Origin of the sequence: Actinoplanes sp. NPDC023714, from assembly GCF_040639855.1 — a bacterium.
Classification (GTDB): domain Bacteria; phylum Actinomycetota; class Actinomycetes; order Mycobacteriales; family Micromonosporaceae; genus Actinoplanes.
Window position 1 is genome coordinate 108,575 of record NZ_JBFAAR010000016.1, and the last position, 19,320, is coordinate 127,894.

Sequence of the window (19,320 nt, forward strand, 5' to 3'; positions counted from 1 at the left end):
TTATCTTGGGGACGTGCTGGAGATCCGTCGTCTGATCCTGCTCCGCGAGCTGGCCGTCCGGGGCACGCTCGCCGCGGTCGCCGAGGCGCTCAACTTCACCCCGTCGGCGGTGTCCCAGCAGCTCAGCCTGTTGGAGAAGGAGACCGGCACCCAGCTGCTGCGCAAGGCCGGCCGGGGCGTCCGGCTCACCCCGCAGGCCGAAGTGCTGGTCGCGTCGGTCGGCGAGATCCTGGACACCCTGGAGCGCGCCGAAGCCCGGTTGCAGTCCGCGACGACGCAGGTCACCGGCACCGTGCGGCTGGCCGTCTTCCAGTCGGCGGCGCTCGCGTTCATGCCGGCGACGCTGCGGGCCATGGCGCTGCGCTTCCCGGACGTCCGCGTCGAGATGGTCCAGCGCGAACCCGAGGAAGCGCTGCGCGAGACCTGGGCGCGCGACTTCGACATGGTCATTGCAGAGCAGTACCCGGCTCACGCCGCTCCGCACCATCCCGGCCTCGATCGGCGTGATCTGACCACCGACGCGATCCGGCTGGCGCTGCCCGCCGAGGAGGTCTCGCTGCGGCCGGTCGGGTCGCTCCTGGAGGCCCGGCACATGCCGTGGGTGATGGAACCGCGCGGGGCCGCGTCCCGGCACTTCGCCGAGCAGCTCTGCCGCAGCGCCGGGTTCGAGCCGGACGTCCGCTACGAGACGGCCGACCTGCAGGCGCACATGCGGCTCGTCGAGTCGGGGAACGCCGTCGCGCTCATCCCGGACCTCGTCTGGGCGGGGCGGGAGACGTCCTGCCGGCTCCTGGAGCTGGACGGACGCCCCCGCCGCACGATCTTCACGGCCCAGCGGCTGGCCGGCTCGGCGTCACCGGCGGCGCGGGCGCTGCGGGAGGCGCTGACCGAGGCCGTCCGGATTTAGCAGGGCGGGTAGTTCCCTCGTACGCCGATGGTGAAGCGACAACCGAAGCTCGCGGCAGCCACCTTGCGCCGATCCAGGATCGCGTCGCCCGCGGGGCGGCGGCCCGTCTCCACCCAGCGCACCAGATCGTCGAAGCCCTGGCGCAGCTCCGGCTGGCTGAAGCCGCAGTGCGTGATGTCGCGGACGGCGCGGGAGACGAAGAGGTGCGCGCGGCCGTTGCGGAGCGTCTCGCGGGCGTATTCCTGCTCCATGGAGAACGGGACGAACAGGTCACCGATGCCGTGCAGCGAGAGGACCGGGATGCGAGGCTTGCCGTCGATGCGCGGGACGCCGTTCAGGCCAGGATCGGCGACGGCGGTCCGCTTCACGCGCAGCACATCCCGGTTGAGCCGCCACTCCGCGGCAGTCGGCTTCCAGCCGTCGGTGCTGCGGTAGAACGTGTGCCGGTTGTCGGTGAGGTTGCCCGGCGCGATCCCGGCCGTGCCACCGGTCAGTCCCGGATAGAGGCTGAACAGGAACGGCAGCCCGGCCTGGCTCGCCGCGTTCCAGTAGGCGAAGGCGCTGTCGAAGTTCGGTCGTTCACCGCCACTGCGGCGTTCGAGGACGTTGGACCATTGCTCTTTGTCCACTTTTTTCGTGATTTCGGCGACTTGCGGTGCGAAAGTGACCGCGTCCGTCGGGAACGCGATGTCGACGCCGGCCAGGGCCGCCGCCGTGACGTTGGCGTCCAGGAAGTAGTCGAAAAGCTCGACGTCGCCGAGCACGCCGCACGTCGGCATGGCCCCCGCGAACGCCCGCGGGAACTCCTCGATCGCCACGGCCGTGACGTGCCCGCCCATCGACGCGCCGGTGATGTAGACCTTCCGCGCCGACCTGCCGGTCTCCTGGCGGAACACGTCGATCAGCGCATGCGTGTCCCGGACGCCCTGCCCGACGTCGTAGCCGTTCGTGGCATAGCTCGAAGCGGCCCAGGCGAATCCGCGGTCCAGGTAGTGCTGCCGCAGGGCCGGGTTGTCGACGTAGACCGTCGTGCCGGTGCCGCGGTAGCCGTGCGCGTAGACGACGAGCTGCCCGTTCCAGCGTTTCGGCACCTCGATGCGGTAGGCGGCGTCGTCCTCGATCCCGGTGAAGACGCGGGCGTCCGGCAGGGCGGCGAAGGGGGTGCCGTCGAGCTCACAGTCCGGGTCGGCGATCGTGTACCCGGGCCGTCCCTGAACCGGCGCGGTGCATGCGGCTTCGGTGGGGCCCGCTTGGGCCGGCGCCGGCGTCATGGCCAGCAGGGACAGGGCGAGCGCCGCGGCGATCCGGTTCCGGCTGAAGATCATTTGCGTTACCTCCCGGTAACATCCAATGATCAGTGGAGATCGATGTCAAGGCGGCGCGGGGCCGGTTCTGCCGGCTCTCCCGCGGCCGCTCGATCAATGGCACTGTCGCGACCGGTGGGTTTGCCCGGCTTCTTTCCTCGTCAGCGCATAAAAGGACCAACCCCTCCCTCGGGGTGGGCACGTTGCGCCGGAAGCCGGGAACTCGTCCCCGGCCGCGCCGCTTCTTGGCCGCGCCGCTTCTTGGCCGCGCCGCTTCTTGGCCGCGCCGCTTCTTGGCCGCGCCGCTTCTTGGCCGCGCCGCGGTTGGGCTGCGCCGCGGTGGAGGCAGCGGGCCGGGGCGGCGGGCGCGCGGTGGGTCCCTTCCGGCCCCGGAAATAACGGTCCCGGTGGCGGCGTTCGGTTGATCGCGCACGGCGGAAGCCGACGCCGGCGCGGAAAGAGGTCGAGCGTCATGAAGGTCCGCAACTCCCTGCGTTCGCTGAAGAGCAAGCCGGGCAGCGTCGTCACCCGGCGCCGTGGCCGCCAGATCGTCGTCAACAGGAAGAACCCGCGCTGGAACGGCCGTCAGGGCTGACCGCCCCGTGAGCAGCGCCGGAGCATGCCGTCATCGCAGCGTTCCGGCGCCCTCACCGCTCGACGGAGCGAATGCCCTCCTGGCCGTCATCGCATTAGTCACGGGGCGTGAAATCGTCGATGCGCATTGAAGTGGACGGCGAAGTGTTCGACGTCGTCGCAAGCGGCGACGACAATCCTGGCGCCTACCATTACAGGTGGACGTCAGGTCGGGATCCCGATTACGGCTTCACCGCGGCCTGGTCGGATCACCGGCCGCCGGCAATGAGTGAGCATGAGGAGTCCATCCGTGATTTCCTCTCTCAGATCGACCCCGAGACGGGTTACATGCGCGAGTAGGTGAGGCGATTCCGGGTCTGCCCACGGTGGAGCTCGCTGGCCGTTTTCTTCTCGATGATGCGACGGAATGACGACCTTCCGGAATGCGCACGTGGGTGAACGTGAGGCACGCGGTCCGACGCCGCGGCCAGCCGCACGATCCTGGATCGCTGTGTCATGCCCGGCGACGCCGCGAGCCGCTTCGTCTCCGGCCGGTTCGCCGCCGACTGGGTCGTCCCCGGTCGGCTCGTCACCGGCCAAGTCGTCCTGGCCTTGGCTTTCTTGCTGCTCAAGGGTGCGAGGCTCAGAGGCCACCGTCGGCGCGCAGTGTTCGTCGGGCGCGATGTGCCTATCCGGCGCAGTGCGCTCATCTGCCGCACCGCGCTCATCTGCCGCACCGCGCTCACCTGCCGTGGCTCGCTCACCTGCCGTGGCTCGCTCACCTGCCGTGCCGCGTTCACCTGCCCTGGCTCGCTCACCTGCCGTGCCGCGCTCAACTGCCGTGCCGCGCTGACTCGCTGCGCCGGGCGGAATCGCCGGACGCTGGGCGCTGCCGCCGGATCGAGGGCCGGGTGACTCCTCCTCTGCCTCGTGCAACTGTCGGAGGCGCCGGGCGTGGCGCTGGATCAAGCCCCACGAACGGTGTCGTTGATGCTCGCGCCGGAAAGCGTCGGCCTCCGGCGAATAATGGTGACGCAGCGTCCGATTTCGCAAGTGCCTCGTGGGAAACAATGCCGGCTGCCCCATGCCTCCATTGTCCGCGCCACCGTCGCCCCCACCATTCCGGCAGCCCGAATTTCATTTCCAGAAATCATTCGAGCCGGACTGGATGATCCGCATATCCGGCGCTTATGGAAAAGGCGATGAGCCAGGCTGGGAGCCGGCGGCATGGCGGCTGGAATGACCGGCGGCGCATGAGCTTGCGCCGTGGGACGGCCTGGCGTTGCAGGCAGGCCGCCCGCCGCGAGTCCGGGGACTCATGCGACAACTCGTACAAAAAAGGTTTTCAGGCCTCTATCAAAGCGGTGCCGGCGGCGCGGAGCTCTCGCAGGACCGGGTGATCGGCCGGCGCGTCGGTGATGATGGCGGTGACGTCGGTTGCGGGGAGGACGACGAAGGGGGAAGCGGCGCCGATCTTCTCGCTGCTGGCCAGGACGATGACGTCGGCGGCCCGGGAGGCCAGGGTGCGCTTCATGGCCGCCTCGTCGGCGTCGCCGGTGGTGAGGCCCGCCTCGTGGTGCACGCCGGTGACGCCCAGCAGGAAGAGGTCGGTGGTGATCAGGCGGGCTGCCTCGGCCGCGGCGGCGCCGGACGTGACGGCGGAGTGCTTGAAGAGGCGGCCGCCCAGGATGTAGACCTCGACGGTCGGATGGTCGACGAGCGCGGCCGCGACGGTCGGGCTGTGCGTCACGATCGTGGCCTCGAGATCGCGGGGCAGGGCGGCGGTGACCGCCAGCGCCGTGGTGCCGCCGTCGAGGAGGGCCGTCATGCCGGGGCGGATCAGGGCCGCGGCGGCACGGGCCACCCGCTCCTTGCCGTCGAGGGCGACGGTGGTCCGGGTCGCGTAGTCGGCCACCGCGGGCGAGACCGGCAGCGCCCCGCCGTAGACCCGCTGGCACAGGCCCGCCGACGCCATCTCGCGCAGGTCGCGGCGGATGCTGTCCTCGGCGATGCCCAGTTCGGCCGCGACGTCCTTCGCCACGAGTTTGCCGTCCGCCTGCAGCCGGGCCAGCAGGTAGTCGCGTCGCTCCGCCGCAAGCATTACGTGTTTCTCCTCATTGTTGTCGACTGTTGCGCGTTTCGAGTGTACGGTTCGGGCCGTGAAGAAGCCAATGCTCATTCTCATCGCCGGCCCGTACCGGTCCGGCACCGGTGACGACCCCGCGAAGATGGCCGCCAACCTGGCCCGGCTCGAGGAGGCTGCCGGCCCCATCTACCAGGCCGGTCACGTGCCGATGATCGGGGAGTGGGTGGCGCTGCCGGTGTTCCGCTACCTGCTGGACAAGGACGTCTTCTACGACACCGCGCACCGGCTCCTCCAGCACTGCGACGCGGTACTGCGCCTGCCCGGCGAGTCCACCGGCGCCGACCAGGACGTGAAGATCGCGCAAGAACGCGGAATTCCGGTGTACTACGACCTCGCCGAGATCCCGGCATGACGGCCGGAATCGACACCCCGGACGCCCGCGGACGCACCGGCCTCGACCGGGTCGGGCGCGATCTCACCGGCAATCCCGACGTGATCATTCGTGACGTTGAGTTACTGGCGACGGCCTGGCATGTGCTGCGGCGGACCACCTACGACTACCGCCGGCGGGACGGGACGTGGACCCGGGAGCAGCGGGAGACCTACGACCGGGGCGACGGCGCGACCGTGCTGCTCTATGACCCCGATCGCCGTACCGTGCTGCTGACCAGGCAATTCCGGTATCCGGTCTACGTCAACGGGCATCCCGACGGCATGCTCGCCGAGACCGCGGCGGGCCTCCTCGACGGCGACGATCCGGCCGCCGCGATCCGGCGCGAGGCGAGCGAGGAGCTCGGCGTGACGGTGGGCGATCTCGAGCCGGTGTTCGCCGTGTGGATGAGCCCGGGTTCGGTGACGGAGCGTGTCCATTGTTTCGCCGCTCGCTATGACGGGTCCTCGCGGCGGGGGCCCGGCGGTGGCCTTGTCGATGACGGCGAGGACATCGAGGCGTGGGAGGTGGGGTTCGACGACGCGCTCAAGCAGATCGAAACCGGTCAGATTGCCGATGCTAAGACGATCATGCTGCTGCAGTGGGCTGCGCTTCAAGGACCTTTTAAAAGCTGATTTTGTACGAGTTTTCGATGGAGGCGCCCGGACTCGCGGCGGGCGGCCTGGTTGCAGCGCGAGGCCGTCCCACGGCGAAAGCTCATGCGCCGCCGGTCATTCCGGCCGGCATGCCGCCGGCTCGGCGGTGTGGCGGCCGGTTTTCGTCGGCGGCTCGGTGTGGGTGGCGGCCGGTCCGGTCGCTCGGCGGTGTGGCGGTCTGCTCGGTTGGCTCGCTCGGCGGCATGCGGTCGTCTCGTCGCGGGTCGGCGGCTGCTCTGCGGTCGGCGGGCTGTTCGGGCGTCGCCGGTTGCCCGGGATCGGAGCCCGTGCCACCGTGGCGGAGTGGACGAGAAACCCCGCTTCGCGATCCGTCGTGGGGCGGTCGAGCTCTCCCGCCGTCAATGGTCACTCCTCGGCGGCGTTCTCGTCATCGGCATCACCTCGGCGATCCTCCTCGTCGCCACGGTGTCACCGGCCGCCGGCGCCATCGCTCTCGGCATCACCGCGGTGACTGCCGCCCTGACGATCGGATTCGGTCACCGTCCCAAAGCGCACCGCTAAATCATGCCCGCACGTCAGTCGGTCTCAGCTCTGGTCGGCGGCGCGCCGGCGGAACTGTTCGTCCGGCTCTTCTCTGCGCTCGAGCACGCCCGCCCAGTGACCGGCCGAGCTCATACTACGCCCCGTCCCCGTCCGCCCACTCGGTCAGGGCGGCGGACAGCGTCACGATCGGCATCGTATGTGAGGTGGCGCGGGGTGGTGGCTGCAGCGTGCTGCCGGTGTGACCGGGTTGAGCAATACGCTGCAGCCGGGATATCGGGTCAGGCCTTGTGGAGGCGTACGGCGACGGTGTCGTTCTGGTGGATCAGGGTGGCCCGGTAGCCGGGGGTGGTGACGACCACCTTGGCGAACCGGCCGCGGAGTCTGCGGGCCTTGAGGACCGGGATGGCCTTGTCCCTGTCGAACTTCCTGTCGGCCACGGCGATCTCGAGGACGGCCGCGGCGCCGATCGTGGCGTCCTCGTGGATGGTGAGCGGGGCGGCGCCGTGCGGGCGGACCGTCGCGGCGAGGGTGCCGGCGCTGAGGCGGAGGGCGCCGCCGATGTGGACCTTCTCGGCGCCGAGAGCCAGCCTGCCGCCGGTCACCGTGACGTCGCCGTCGCCGAGGGCGTTCTTGGCGGCGGCCACGAGGGTGCCCCGGGCGACCGTGGTGCCGCCCTTGTACTCGTTGTCGCCGGTGAGGGTGAGGGAACCCGTGCCCAGCTTGATCAGGCCGCCGCGGCCCTCGATGTCGTTGCGCCAGGTGTCGGCCGCCTCGAAACCGCCGGCCGCCGCGTCGAGGGTGACCGCCACGGTGGCGTCGAAGGTGGCGTAGCCGTCGGCCGCGGTGAAGAGGTCGAGGCGGCCCCACTGTTCGCCGCCGTCCAGCAGCGGGTTGCCGGCTGCCAGGCCGGTGGTACGGAGGACCTCGCGGCGCTGGGCGGCGTCGAGGTACGGGAACCGGGTCTCCAGCAGGACCTCGGCGCCCTTCGGGACGGTGAACGGGGCGCGGTTGCGGGTGCGCGGAAGCCCGTACGTCTGCTTGGGTTCGACGATCGCGGCGTTGCGGGCCCGGTCCCCGTACGCATCGCCCTGGAACGAAGAGTGGGCGAAGGCAAACACATCTCCACCCACCCGGGCCTGGAAGTAGGCGAGCGCCTCCGCCCGGGCCGAGGACTTCAGGGCGGCGTTGGCCGGGTCACCGAGGATGGCAGCCGCGAGCGCGGTGCCGAGGATGCGGCCGCCGATCACGTCGACCGGGGAGTGCATGCCCGCGACGATCCGGGTCTCGGCCAGGTCGTACGCCGCGGTGATCATCTCCTGGAAGCGCTCCGGCACGGCGTAGGCCAGCGCGATCGAGGCGAGGTAGAGCGCGTTGGTGTGACCGCTGACGTAACCGCCGTCCTCGGCCGGATTGGTGCTGCGCTGCCGGAGCAGGGCCGGGACGACGACGGTGTCCGCGTCGTAGACCGGGTAGCCGAGCGCGTCCACGGCACCGGTGTCCACCACTGAACTGTCGGCGTTCATCCGCCACGGCCGCGGGTACTGGTATGCGAACTTCGCCGGGTTGCCGGAGGAGTAGCTGCCGCGCAGCGTGTTCACCAGCGTGACGACAGTGCCGAGCGCGGAGGCCGGGGAGCCGGCGCCGAGGGCCGAGCCGGCCGGGGCGCCCGCCGGGATCGCGTCGCTGATCGTGGTGGCCGGCGTCCCGGCCGGGGCCGAGGTGATGCCGGTGACGGCGAGCGCGCCGGCCTTGTAGACGTCGGCGAGCGGGCCCAGGCCGGCGATCACCGAGTAGCTCTGGTGCTGGCGGTCCACGATGAACGCGCGGGCGGCCTCGGCGTCGGTGCGGTTGCGGGTGGTCTTCACGCAGTACCGGACGTTCGCGCGCAGGAACGCCTCGTCGAGGACGGTGCCGGTGTTCCAGGCCGTGCCGGTCGACCAGACCTGCCGCATGCCGGTGAGGATGCGGACCGCGGCGTTGGTCTCGGCGGTCAGGTTCGCCGTGATGTTCGTCCGGTAGCTGTCCACGAAAGCCGGCGCGGCGGTGGCGGTGGGGACGCCCGCGAAGGCTCTGTCGGCCACGAGGAGAGGGCCGGCGAGTCCGGCGGCGGAGGCGCGCAGCAGCGTACGGCGGCTGAGGTTCATGTGGGGAGCTCCAAGCAGGGGGCGAGAACGCCGCTCAGCTTTCGGGGGCCCGGCGAAGATCATCCCAACTCTCCGTGTTGTGAACGTGAACAAACCCCGAAACGGCAGATCAGCCCGGTTCCGTAACTCGATGACTGCCGATATGTTCCGGACATGATCCGCAGAGGATTCCTCGCGACCGGCGCCCTCGTCGCCGGCCTGCTCGCCGTCCCCGCCCCCGCGTACGCCGCCGCCGACCAGGGCACCTTCGACGTCCTCACCTACAACGTCGCCGGCCTGCCGGAACTGCTCTCCAGCGCCGAGGTCGACCGGAAGACCGCGCACACCGAGATCGGCCGGCGCCTCGGCCCCTACGAGGTCGTCCACGTCCAGGAGGACTTCAACTACCACGCCTACCTCTACGCCGCCGACACCACGCACGCGTACCGGACGCCCACGAGCGGGGGAGCGGGCATCGGGTCGGGGCTGAACAGCCTGTCGGCCGTCGCCTACGACACCGGCGACTTCGAGCGCGGCGACTGGGACTCGTGCCAGTTCGACTCGGGCGACTGCCTCACGCCGAAGGGGTTCACGTTCGCCCGGCACCGGCTGGCCGAGGGCGTCTACGTCGACTTCTACAACCTGCACACGAACGCCGGCACCAGCGCCGGTGACCAGCAGTCCCGCGCCGACAACCTGAGGCAGCTCACCGCGTTCATCGGGTCGCACTCGGCCGGCAACGCGGTGATCGTCATGGGCGACACGAACACCCGGTACACCCGGGCCGCCGACACGATCCGGGACTTCGTCGCGGCGAACGGGCTCACCGACGCCTGGGTGAAGCTGGAGCGCGGCGGGGTGGTCCCGCCGGCGAACGACCAGGCGCTGCTCTGCGACGCGGCGGCGATCACCGACACCTGCGAGGTGGTCGACAAGATCCTGTATCGGGGCAGCCGGTTCGTCACCCTGGACGCCACCGGGTACCACAACGAGCACGCCTCGTTCGTGACGAGCGACGGGAAGATGCTCTCGGACCACTTCCCGATCAGTGCGTCCTTCCGCTGGGCGACGAATCCGAAATATCGGTTCAGTGAGCAATTCGGTGGGCCGCACGGGTCGTACTTCAACGACATCGACCAGGTCGGCGCCGTCATCCAGATCGGCTTGCGGACGGGCTCCCGGGTCGATCAGGTGTCGATCGGCGCGCTCAGGCACGGCGGGACCGGTGGCACCGCGAAGACGCTGACCCTCGGCAGCGGGGAATATGTGACGTCTGCGCATCTGTGCCGGGGGAAGCACAACTCGCAGACCCGCATCTTCTCGGCGCGCTTCACGACCAATCTCGGCAACAGCATCGCCGGCGGGACGACGACGGCGGACTGCGCGACCTTCACCGCCCCACAAGATACCTATATTTCCGGATTCCACGGACGGGCCGGCTCCGAAGTCGACAAGCTCGGAGTCATCTACACCCTTCGCTGACTCGTACGTCACTTTCCGCGTGGGACGGCGCCCGGTCCGGGTAACCGGGCGCCGACGGCGACAGAGCGGGAGGCGCAGATGTACGAGACAGCGGTGAAACCGAAACGGACCTGGCTGAGGGTCTTCCTGACCGGGCTCGGCCTGTGGCTGCTGACCGTCGTGGTCACGTTCGCGACCGGCAACCCCAACCTCGTGCCCACCCTGGTGCTGCTCGGCAGCTTCCTCGTCCCGGTCACGTTCGTGCTCTGGGCGTACGGCCGCCGGCACAGTGGCGAGGTCACCGCGGAGCTGCTGTTCAGCACGTTCGTGACCGGTGGCGTGCTCGGCGTGCTGTCCGCCTCGCTGCTGGAGACGTACCTGCTGCACCCGTCGCCGTTCCTGTTCGCCGGCGTCGGCCTGATCGAGGAGGCCGCGAAGCTCGCCGCGCTCGCCTTCCTGTGCCGCCGGCTCCAGCACAAGTACGCCGTCGACGGCGTGATCCTCGGCGCCTCGGTCGGCTTCGGCTTCGCCGCGTTCGAGTCGGCCGGGTACGCGTTCACCGCCCTGTTCACCGAGAACGGCCTGTCGCTCATGACGCTCGTGCAGACCGAGCTGCTGCGCGGCGTCCTCGCCCCGGTCGGCCACGGCCTGTGGACCGCGATCCTCGGTGGCGTGCTGTTCTCGGCGAGCGGCCGGCGGCACTACGCGTTCACCCGGCGGCTGCTGGTCACGTACCTCGGGGTGGCTCTTCTGCACGCCCTCTGGGACAGCATGCACAGCATCGCGCTGATCATGACGTTCCTGCTGACCGACTCGGCGTACTCGTCGACGCTCACCGCCTCGCAGGCGCACCTGTTCACGCTGCTCTCCTGGGGCGGGCTCATCCTGGTCTCGCTGGTCGGGGTGGCGTGGCTGATCCGGGTCCGCCGCCGCGCCGACCGGGAGAGCCTCGGCTTCCAGTGGCGGCTGGCGGCCTGAGATCCAGGGGCCATCGCCCGGGAAGTGGACCGCGACAGGCCGCCGGCGACGGCTCTACGTTCGAGGACGTGGATCCACTACTCGCCGGCGACCTCGCCGATCTCCCGGGGCTGCTCCAGGCCACGCGTGACTACGCGACCCGCTTCCTGGCGGAGCTCGGCGAGCGGCCGGTCGCCCGTACCCATGAGGCTCCGGCCCCGGCCACCCTCCCGGCGCAAGGAATCGGCGCTGCCGGCGCCCTGGAATTGTTCGGCAGGCGATGGGCGCCCGGCTTCTCGGCGAGCGCGGGCCCCCGCTATCTCGGCTTCGTGACCGGCGGCGCCACGCCGGCCGCCCTCGCCGGCGACTGGATCACCGCGACGCTCGACCAGAACGGCTCGAACCGGTCCGGATCGTCGGCCGCCTCCCTGGAGGACGAGACGGTCGGGTGGCTCGCCAGCATGTTCCATCTCGGACCCTCCTTCACGGGCGCCTTCGTCTCCGGCGCCACCATGTCGAACATGGTCGGGCTGGCGATCGCCCGGGAATGGCTGGGGGAGCAGCGGGGGGTGGACGTCGCGCGGGAAGGGGTGGCGGCGCTCGGGCCGGTGACGGTGCTCTCCGGGACGCCGCACTCCAGCGTCGGGAAGGCGCTGTCCATGCTCGGAATCGGTCGCGATGCGCTCCGGCTCGTGCCGACCCTGCCCGGGCGGGAAGCAGTCGACATATCCGATTTGTCGGGAATGCTGGACGAAATCGACGGGCCGGTGATCGTCGTCGCCAACGCCGGAACCGTCAACACCGTCGACTTCGACGATGTCCGCGCGATCGCCGCCCTGCGCTCCCGCCATTCGTTCTGGCTGCACACCGACGCGGCCTTCGGCGCCTTCGCGGCCCTCTCACCCGAGCACGCGCACCTCGTCGACGGCCTCGACGAATCCGATTCGGTCTGCGTCGACCTGCACAAGTGGCTCAACGTGCCCTACGACTCGGCGGTGCAGTTCACCCGCCGCCGCGACCTGCAGGTCCGCGTCTTCCAGAACACCGCCGCCTACCTCGGCGACCCGGGCGACGATCCGGACCACGTGCATCTCACCCCGGAGAACTCCCGCCGCCTCCGTGCCCTGGCCGCGTGGTTCACGCTCGCCGCCTACGGCGCCGCCGGTCACCGCGAGATCGTGGAACGCGACATCCGGGCGGCACGCAGGCTCGGCGAGCGGCTGCCGGCTCTGCCGGGGGTCAGGCTTCTGTCCCCGGTACGACTGAACGTCGTGTGCTTCACCTTCCCGGGCGACGTGGCGGCCGCCGTGCGGGCGATCGCGGACTCCGGGGAGGCGTTCCTGACGCCCACGGTCTATCGAGGGGTGCCGGCGTTGCGAGCCGCGTTCAGCAACTGGCGCACCACCGACGACGACGTGGATCGCGTGGTGGAGACCCTGCGCCGGCACCTGACCTAGCTTCCCGAGGGCCGGGATGCTCGCTCCACCAGCGTGACGGCCACCTCCCGCAACTTCCGGTTCGCCGACTGGGAGGCCTTGGAGAGGATGGCGAACGCCTCGTCCGCCGTGCAGTGGCGCTGCGACATGATGATGCCCTTGGCCTGCTCGATGACGGCCCGGCTCTCCATCGCCACCTGCATCTGGCGGGCCAGGGCGGCCGTCGTGTCGTAGAGGTGGGCGTTGGCGAGGCAGACGGCGGCGTAGTCGGCGAAGGTCTCGGCCAGGGCGACCGAGCCGGCGTCGAAGGCCCGGGGTGCCGTCGCGTAGACGTTGAGGGCGCCGGTCACCGACTCGCCGATGGGCAGGCCCACCGACAGAGCGCTGTGCACGCCGACCGAGCCGGCGTGCTGCTGCCAGCCCGGCCAGCGGCGCTCGGCGGGGATGTCGCCGACCACGAGGGTGGTGCGCTCCTCGGCGGCCGCGAGGCAGGGGCCGGTCCGGTTGTCGTACTGCCACTTGTCGATCCAGAGTGCGGCGTCCCCGGTGCAGGCGACCGTGCGCGGGCCACCGTCGGCGCGGATCAGGGTCACCGAGACCTCGAAGGCGCCCGGCACGGCCCGTTTCGCCAGCGCCGCCACCTGTTCGAGGACGCCCTCGAGATCGGTGTCGCCCAGGGCGATCCGGCCCAGCTCATGCAGGGCAGCGGTGGGATCGGCGTGCTCGGGCTGCATGGTCTCGAGTCTCGGTCAGAGGATGTTCCTGTGGCGCCGCGTTCCCGGTAATCCCACCGGATAACGTCGCGGCCGGTCTCTGGAATGAATCCAGTAAGCCCGGTGTACTATCTGGCTCTGCGGCCGGAGTCGTCCATCGACGAAGGCCTTCCGGCGTCAAGCAGCGGCGCGGGGTCCGAGGATCATTTCCGGTCCTCCGGGCACACCGACGAACACCGCTGCGGGGAATCCTCTGACGTTGAAGGCGCACGACCCGACCCACTCCACCACCGCTACCGCTACCGCTACCGCTACCGCCTTCGCCTTCGCCGAGCTCGGGCGGATCAAGCTGGGCGAGACCGACCTCGATGGTGTCCTGCACCAGGTCGCCGACCTCGCCCGGCGGACGCTGCCCGGCGCCGGCCAGGTGTCCATCACGATGATCAGGGGCGGCGCGGCCTCCACCGCGGCGCACACGAGTGAGACCGCGCTGCTGCTCGACGAGCACCAGTACGCCCGGTCCGGCGGGCCCTCGCTGGAGGCCGCGCACGGCAAGGCGACGGTCGTGGTGCCGGACACCGCGGGCGACGACCGCTGGGACGGCTGGCCGCGGCTCGCCGCCGAGGCCGGCTTCCGGAGCATGCTCTCGATCGGCCTGCCGGTCGGCGAGGCCATGGCCGGGGCGCTGAACCTCTACGGCGAACGGCCGCGCGGCTTCGACGACGACGGCGTCACGCTGGCGCAGACCTTCGTCCGGTACGCCGGGGTCGCCCTGGCGAACGCCCACCTCTACGACAGCACGGCCAGCCTCGCCCAGCACCTGCAGGCGGCGATGGAGAGCCGGGCCGTGATCGAGCAGGCCAAGGGCATCATCATGGGCGAGCGGCGGTGCAGCGCGGACGAGGCGTTCGCGATGCTCACGAAGGTCTCCCAGGACAGCAACCGCAAGCTGCGCGACGTGGCCGCCGCCCTGGTGGAGAGAACCCAGCGGGCCCCCTAGGACGCGAAGAGCCGCTGCTCGAGGTGCCGCAGCGCCGGTTCGAGATATCCGGCCACGGGGTTGCGGCCACCCGTCGAGTCGTAGCGGCGGGACAGATCCTTGAGGTAGACGGCGGTCACCTCCTGGCCGGGCGCGAGCCGGCCGGTGGCCCGGTCCGCGGCGATCGCGGCGGCCAGCGAGTTGATCCATCCGGCGTTGACCTCGCCGGACTTGATGCTCTGCCCGGTGGCCTGGAGGATCAGCTCCCGGTCCCGGTCGGTCAGCGAGGCGGCGTCCTCGCGAGCGTGCTGGTTGCGTTCCCGCACCGGCCGTGCCGGCAGCATGGTCTGGCTGCGGGTCAACCGGGAAATGGACATGGCGGCTCCGACTCCCGTGGGCACTGTACGTCCCTCTCTTCGGTGCGGCACGGTTGCGGCTTAGTAGAAGCGTATCCGCAGTTCAGGCGGGTACTTGAGGGCCATGACCAGTTGGAAGACGCAGGAACGGATCGATGCCGGCGGGGTCCTGCTGGACGGCGATCTGGCCCTCCCGGAGCACCCGTCCGGATTGATCATCTTCGCCCACGGCAGCGGCAGCTCGCGGCACAGCCCGCGCAACCAGATCGTGGCGACCGAACTGCACGAGTACGGGCTCGCCACCCTCCTGACCGATCTGCTCACCACCGAGGAGGAGGTGGCCGACGCCCGTACCGGCCATCTGCGCTTCGACATCGGCCTGCTCGCCGACCGGGTGATCGCGGTCGTCGACTGGGCGCGCAACCATCCGCCGACCGCGGCGCTGCCGATCGGCCTGTTCGGCGCGAGCACCGGCGGGGGAGCGGCGCTGGTCGCCGCGGCGGCCCGGCCGGAGGCGGTCCGGGCGGTCGTTTCTCGCGGTGGCCGTCCCGATCTGGCCGGACCGGCGCTGCTGGAGGTGCGGTCGCCGACGATGTTCCTGGTGGGGGAGAAGGACGCCGAGGTGCTCGACCTCAACGAGCAGGCCCGCAACACCATGCGGATCAGCGCGGAGCTGCGGGTGATCGCCGGCGCGACGCACCTGTTCTCCGAGCCGGGCGCGCTGGACCAGGTCGCCGAGGAGGCCGCCGGCTTCTTCCAGATGCACGTGACGCCCGCAGTAGCCAGATAACGAAATATCCGGATAAAGGGGGAGCAGCGATGATTTTCTCCGATCGGCGGCAGGCGGGTGAGGCGCTCGCCGAGCGCATCGCGGCCGTCCCGCTGCCGGGTAAGCCGCTCGTGCTGGGCATGCCACGCGGCGGTCTGCCGGTCGCCGAGCCGGTCGCCCGCCGGCTCGGCGCGGACCTCGACATCGTGGTGGCCCGCAAGATCGGGGCGCCCGGCCGTCCGGAGTTCGGGGTCGGGGCGATCGCCGAGGACGGACCGCCCGTTTTCGACGAGCGCAATCTTCGGTACGCCGGAGTCACCGAGGCCGACGTCGAGCAGATCGTGATCGAGGAGCGGGAGGAACTGCGGCGGCGGATCGCCGACTACCGCGGCGGCCGCCCGGCCCCACCGGTCCGCGACCGCGCGGTCGTCCTCGTCGACGACGGCCTGGCCACCGGGGTGACGGCCCGGGCGGCGATCTCCTGGCTGCGCGGGCACGGCGTGGGCCGGGTGCTGCTGGCGGTGCCGGTCTGCGCGCCGGCGGCCCGGGACCTGCTCGGCGCCGACGCCGAGGTGATCTGCCTGCACGCGCCGGACCGGTTCGCCGCGGTGGGCCAGTGGTACGACGACTTCGCCCAGCTCACCGACGACGACGTGAAGGGCGTGCTGTCAGAATTCATCACCTGTTGAATTACGCCGCCGATGCGCCTACCTTGGAGTCGACTTCCAGGGGAGGCACGCATGATCAAAGTCAGTGGCCTCGTGGTGAGACGAGGCAGACGAGTCGTTCTGGACGGCTTCGACTGTGAGATACCGCAAGGCAGCGTCACCGGGCTGCTCGGCCCGAGCGGCAGCGGCAAGACCACCCTGATGCGCGCCATCGTCGGGGTGCAGGTCGTGGAGAAGGGCACGGTGACCGTCCTCGGCCACCCGGCCGGCTCGCCGCCACTCCGTCGGAAGATCGGGTACGTGACGCAGGCGCCCAGCGTCTACGCCGACCTGACGGTGAGCGAGAACGTCCGCTACTTCGCGAGTCTCTACCGGCTGAAGGCGCAGGCCGCGAGCGACGCCATCGAGGCGGTCGGCCTGACCGGCCACGCCGGCCAGCTGGTCGCCGACCTGTCCGGCGGGCAGCGCAGCCGGGCGTCGCTGGCCTGCGCCATCGTGAGCCGGCCCGAGGTGCTCGTGCTCGACGAGCCGACAGTGGGGCAGGACCCGGTGCTGCGCGACGAGCTGTGGAGCCACTTCCGCCGGCTCGCCGACGACGGCGCGACAGTGCTCGTCTCCAGCCACGTCATGGACGAGGCGAACCGCTGCGACCGGCTGCTGCTCATCCGCGAGGGCGTGCTGATCGCCGACGACACCCCGGCCGCCGTGAAGCGGTCGGCCGGCACCGACGACCTCGACCAGGCCTTCCTCCGTCTCATCCGCAGTCAGGAGGTGGCGGCATGAGCGACCGAAGGGAGCTCATGAACGCGGTTTTCCTGCCCGGGTCTGAAGGTGATTCAGCGTGATCCTCGCCAGCACGATCCGGCGGATTCTCACTCAGCTGCGGCACGATCCGCGCACCATCGCGATGATCATCGTGGTGCCGACGCTGCTCATCACGCTGATCTACTTCATGTACGAGGGCCGGCCCGGCGCGTTCGACCGGATCGCCCTGATCATGCTCGGCGTCTTCCCGTTCATCGTGATGTTCCTGATCACCAGCATCGCGATGCTGCGCGAACGCACGAACGGCACCCTGGAGCGGCTCTTCACCACCCCGGTCGGCAAATTGGACCTCCTTTTCGGGTACGGGGTGGCGTTCGGTCTCGCGGCGGCGGCGCAGGCGGCGGTCGCCGGCGGGTTCGCCTACTGGGTGCTCGGGATGGCGACCGCCGGCGGTGTCGGCCTGGTCATCCTCATCGCCGTGGCGAACGCCGTGCTTGGTGTCGCGCTCGGCCTGCTGGCGAGCGCGTTCGCGCGGACCGAGTTCCAGGCCGTGCAGTTCATGCCGCTCGTCGTGGCGCCGCAACTGCTGCTGTGCGGGCTCTTCGTGGCGCGTGATGAGATGGCCGGGTGGCTGCAGGCGATCAGCAACGTGCTGCCGATGTCCTACTCGGTGGAGGCGCTGACCGAGGTGGGCACGAACGCGTCACCGACCGCGACCATGTGGCGGGACCTGGTGGTCGTGCTGGGGGCGATCGTGGTCTCGCTCATCCTGGGGGCGGCGACGCTGCGACGACGTACCGGATAGAAGGAGCACGCATTGCGACGGACCGGACGCCGTCCCGGAAACCCGGACACCCGGGAGGCCATTCTCGCGGCGGCGCGCGACGCGTTCGCCGAGAAGGGTTACGACGGCGCCTCGATCCGAGGCATCGCGACCGGCGCCGGAGTCGATCCGGCGCTGGTGCACCACTACTTCGGCACGAAGGACAAGCTGTTCCTGGCCACCATGAACGCGCCGATGGATCCGCTCGAGGTGATCGCGTCGGCGGCCGAGGGTCCGGTCGAGCAGACCGGTGAACGCTTCGTACGGATCTTCCTGGAGATCTGGGACGGACCGGCGGGCAGCGCCGGCGTCGCGCTGCTCCGCTCGACCGTCGGCAACGAGTGGACCACCCGGCTGTTCCGCGAGTTCATCCTCACCCAGATCCTGCGGCGGGCGGTGCCGAAGCTCGGCCTCGACGGGGACGAGGGCCGGCTGCGGGTGACCTTCGCGGCCAGCCAGATGGTCGGGATGGCGATGGCCCGCTATGTGATCAAGGTCGAGCCGCTCGCCTCGGCGCCGCCCGAGGTCGTGGTGGCGGCGATCGGGCCGGCCGTGCAGCGCTACCTTTTCGGCGAGATGCCCGGAGTGTTCCCGGCTGCCTGACTCAGTGGTCCGGCCGTTCTGCCGATCTTCCGGGCGTCGTCGTCATCGTCCGTCGTCGGAGAGGGTGCTCCTTGTCGCGTTGGAAGCGCATGCCCCGCTGGGGGAAGGTCCTGACCTCGCTTCTCGTCCTGGCCGCCCTCGTCGCCGGGCCGATCGCGATCACTTCGGGGGTGCTCGCCTACCGGTTCAACGACCTGGTGGGGCGGGATGACGTGCTGGCCGAGGCGGCGGCGTTGCCCGCGATCACGGCGAAGCCGGAGTACGAGTCGTGGATACGGAAATCCCGCTTCATTTCGGGAAATGCCCGGAATTTCCTCGTCCTCGGCGTCGACACCCGCAAGGGCTGGTCCCAGGACCAGTCCCGCAGCGACACGATCATGCTGGTCCACGTGGACGGCGACGGCTCGAACGCCTCGGTCGTCTCCATCCCGCGCGACTCCTACGTCTACATCCCTCCGGTCGCCGGTAGGTGGGCCGGCGGCAAGACCAAGGTCAACGCGGCCTACGCCTGGGGTGGCGCGCCGCTGGTCGTACAGGTGATCAGCCACCTCACCGGCCTCACCATCGACCACGTCGTCCGGGTCGACTTCGCCGGGGTGCGGACCATCACCGACGTGGTGGGCGGCGTCGACGTGACCGTCGCGAAGACGGTCCGCGACAAGCGGACCGGCGTCACCTTCACGGCGGGCCGGCACCACCTCGACGGGAAGATGGCCGAGGTCTACGTCCGTCAGCGCTACGGCCTGCCGAACGGCGACTTCGACCGGGTCAAGCGTCAGCAGCAGTACCTGCACGCGCTCGCCTCGAAGGTCACCTCGCTCGGCATCGTCACCAACCCGATCAAGCTGGACGCGTTCGTCTCGGCCATCGCCGGCTCGCTCGTCCTCGACTCCGGGATGAACCTGGCCGGCATGATCCGCGACTTCTCCGGCCTGCGCCCGGCCGATCTGCGCTTCACGACGCTGCCCTCGCGCGGCTTCGTGCGCAGCGCCGCCGGCACCGCCAACAAGCTCGCGCCGGAGGAGTGCGGCGAGCTGTTCGCTGCGCTGCTCACCGACACGATGGACGACTATTTCACGACAAAACCAAGCTTCTCGGGTACGACGGGAGCCTAGAGCGCATCTGACGGATCATCACGGATGACTGTGGTCGATCGTTGGCGTGTTGTGGCTGGTGATCTGACTGATCAGGACTGGGAGCGGCTGGA

The 19,320-nt window shown here is 70.3% G+C and carries 21 protein-coding genes; 16 read left to right on the forward strand and 5 right to left on the reverse strand.

Annotated elements, in window-relative coordinates; all coding sequences use genetic code 11:
• Window positions 1–13 precede the first annotated feature (13 nt).
• Complete coding sequence (locus tag AB0G10_RS41475; RefSeq protein ID WP_360935467.1) at window positions 14–907, forward strand: LysR substrate-binding domain-containing protein; 894 nt, start codon at window positions 14–16, stop codon at window positions 905–907.
• On the opposite strand, the gene AB0G10_RS41480 is transcribed toward AB0G10_RS41475, so the two are convergent.
• Window positions 904–2,232: a prolyl oligopeptidase family serine peptidase gene (locus AB0G10_RS41480; protein ID WP_360935470.1), complete on the reverse strand. Its 1,329-nt coding sequence runs from the start codon at window positions 2,230–2,232 to the stop codon at window positions 904–906. The two genes, AB0G10_RS41475 and AB0G10_RS41480, sit on opposite strands and share 4 nt — an antisense overlap.
• A 451-nt stretch (window positions 2,233–2,683) precedes the next feature.
• Between AB0G10_RS41480 and AB0G10_RS41485 the strand changes: the two genes are divergently transcribed.
• Together AB0G10_RS41485 and AB0G10_RS41490 are read left to right on the forward strand one after the other, a co-directional pair.
• A complete protein-coding gene (locus AB0G10_RS41485; protein WP_360935473.1) occupies window positions 2,684–2,806 on the forward strand; it encodes a ribosomal protein bL36 in 123 nt (40 codons plus the stop codon).
• 107 nt (window positions 2,807–2,913) lie between these two features.
• Window positions 2,914–3,144, forward strand: coding sequence for a hypothetical protein (locus AB0G10_RS41490; protein ID WP_360935476.1), 231 nt, complete (start codon window positions 2,914–2,916; stop codon window positions 3,142–3,144).
• Window positions 3,145–4,129: 985 nt separating this feature from the next.
• Here the strand turns inward: AB0G10_RS41490 and AB0G10_RS41495 are convergent.
• Entirely contained in the window at window positions 4,130–4,885 is a 756-nt protein-coding gene (locus AB0G10_RS41495) for a DeoR/GlpR family DNA-binding transcription regulator (protein WP_360935479.1), read from the reverse strand.
• A 58-nt stretch (window positions 4,886–4,943) separates the two neighbouring features.
• Between AB0G10_RS41495 and AB0G10_RS41500 the strand changes: the two genes are divergently transcribed.
• From AB0G10_RS41500 to AB0G10_RS41510, 3 genes are all read left to right on the forward strand, one after another.
• Complete coding sequence (locus tag AB0G10_RS41500) at window positions 4,944–5,282, forward strand: DUF4406 domain-containing protein (RefSeq protein ID WP_360935482.1); 339 nt, start codon at window positions 4,944–4,946, stop codon at window positions 5,280–5,282.
• Window positions 5,279–5,935 (forward strand): NUDIX domain-containing protein, encoded by a 657-nt coding sequence (locus AB0G10_RS41505; protein WP_360935485.1) that lies wholly within the window; start codon window positions 5,279–5,281, stop codon window positions 5,933–5,935. The genes AB0G10_RS41500 and AB0G10_RS41505 overlap by 4 nt, the downstream gene beginning before the upstream one ends.
• Before the next feature lie 324 nt (window positions 5,936–6,259).
• Complete coding sequence (locus AB0G10_RS41510) at window positions 6,260–6,478, forward strand: hypothetical protein (protein WP_360935488.1); 219 nt, start codon at window positions 6,260–6,262, stop codon at window positions 6,476–6,478.
• Between the two features lie 260 nt (window positions 6,479–6,738).
• Here AB0G10_RS41510 and AB0G10_RS41515 read toward each other — a convergent pair whose 3' ends face one another.
• On the reverse strand, window positions 6,739–8,604 hold the full coding sequence (locus AB0G10_RS41515; RefSeq protein ID WP_360935491.1) for a phosphatase PAP2 family protein: 1,866 nt from the start codon (window positions 8,602–8,604) through the stop codon (window positions 6,739–6,741).
• 153 nt (window positions 8,605–8,757) lie between these two features.
• Here AB0G10_RS41515 and AB0G10_RS41520 point away from each other — a divergent pair, with 153 nt between their 5' ends.
• From AB0G10_RS41520 to AB0G10_RS41530, 3 genes are all read left to right on the forward strand, one after another.
• Entirely contained in the window at window positions 8,758–10,065 is a 1,308-nt protein-coding gene (locus tag AB0G10_RS41520; protein WP_360935494.1) for a jacalin-like lectin, read from the forward strand.
• 93 nt (window positions 10,066–10,158) lie between these two features.
• On the forward strand, window positions 10,159–11,022 hold the full coding sequence (locus AB0G10_RS41525; protein ID WP_360935497.1) for a PrsW family glutamic-type intramembrane protease: 864 nt from the start codon (window positions 10,159–10,161) through the stop codon (window positions 11,020–11,022).
• Window positions 11,023–11,090: 68 nt separating this feature from the next.
• Window positions 11,091–12,458 carry a pyridoxal-dependent decarboxylase gene (locus AB0G10_RS41530; protein ID WP_360935500.1) on the forward strand — a complete coding sequence of 456 codons (1,368 nt, stop codon included), beginning with the start codon at window positions 11,091–11,093 and terminating at the stop codon, window positions 12,456–12,458.
• Here the strand turns inward: AB0G10_RS41530 and AB0G10_RS41535 are convergent.
• Window positions 12,455–13,171, reverse strand: a complete 717-nt coding sequence (locus tag AB0G10_RS41535) for a GAF and ANTAR domain-containing protein (RefSeq protein WP_360935503.1) — start codon at window positions 13,169–13,171, stop codon at window positions 12,455–12,457. The genes AB0G10_RS41530 and AB0G10_RS41535 overlap by 4 nt on opposite strands.
• Window positions 13,172–13,493: 322 nt before the next feature.
• On the opposite strand from AB0G10_RS41535, the gene AB0G10_RS41540 reads away from it, so the two are divergent.
• Window positions 13,494–14,150, forward strand: a complete 657-nt coding sequence (locus AB0G10_RS41540) for a GAF and ANTAR domain-containing protein (RefSeq protein ID WP_360935543.1) — start codon at window positions 13,494–13,496, stop codon at window positions 14,148–14,150.
• Here the strand turns inward: AB0G10_RS41540 and AB0G10_RS41545 are convergent.
• Entirely contained in the window at window positions 14,147–14,506 is a 360-nt protein-coding gene (locus AB0G10_RS41545) for a hypothetical protein (protein ID WP_360935506.1), read from the reverse strand. The two genes, AB0G10_RS41540 and AB0G10_RS41545, sit on opposite strands and share 4 nt — an antisense overlap.
• 103 nt (window positions 14,507–14,609) lie before the next feature.
• On the opposite strand from AB0G10_RS41545, the gene AB0G10_RS41550 reads away from it, so the two are divergent.
• From AB0G10_RS41550 to AB0G10_RS41575, 6 genes are all read left to right on the forward strand, one after another.
• Window positions 14,610–15,275 carry an alpha/beta family hydrolase gene (locus AB0G10_RS41550; protein WP_360935509.1) on the forward strand — a complete coding sequence of 222 codons (666 nt, stop codon included), beginning with the start codon at window positions 14,610–14,612 and terminating at the stop codon, window positions 15,273–15,275.
• Between the two features lie 29 nt (window positions 15,276–15,304).
• On the forward strand, window positions 15,305–15,943 hold the full coding sequence (locus tag AB0G10_RS41555; protein WP_360935512.1) for a phosphoribosyltransferase family protein: 639 nt from the start codon (window positions 15,305–15,307) through the stop codon (window positions 15,941–15,943).
• Between the two features lie 51 nt (window positions 15,944–15,994).
• Window positions 15,995–16,705: an ABC transporter ATP-binding protein gene (locus tag AB0G10_RS41560; RefSeq protein ID WP_360935515.1), complete on the forward strand. Its 711-nt coding sequence runs from the start codon at window positions 15,995–15,997 to the stop codon at window positions 16,703–16,705.
• Window positions 16,706–16,763: 58 nt separating this feature from the next.
• Window positions 16,764–17,492, forward strand: coding sequence for an ABC transporter permease (locus AB0G10_RS41565; protein ID WP_360935518.1), 729 nt, complete (start codon window positions 16,764–16,766; stop codon window positions 17,490–17,492).
• Between the two features lie 12 nt (window positions 17,493–17,504).
• Complete coding sequence (locus AB0G10_RS41570) at window positions 17,505–18,113, forward strand: TetR family transcriptional regulator (RefSeq protein ID WP_360935521.1); 609 nt, start codon at window positions 17,505–17,507, stop codon at window positions 18,111–18,113.
• Window positions 18,114–18,184: 71 nt separating this feature from the next.
• Window positions 18,185–19,228, forward strand: coding sequence for an LCP family protein (locus AB0G10_RS41575; protein WP_360935524.1), 1,044 nt, complete (start codon window positions 18,185–18,187; stop codon window positions 19,226–19,228).
• The last annotated feature ends 92 nt before the right edge of the window (window positions 19,229–19,320 follow it).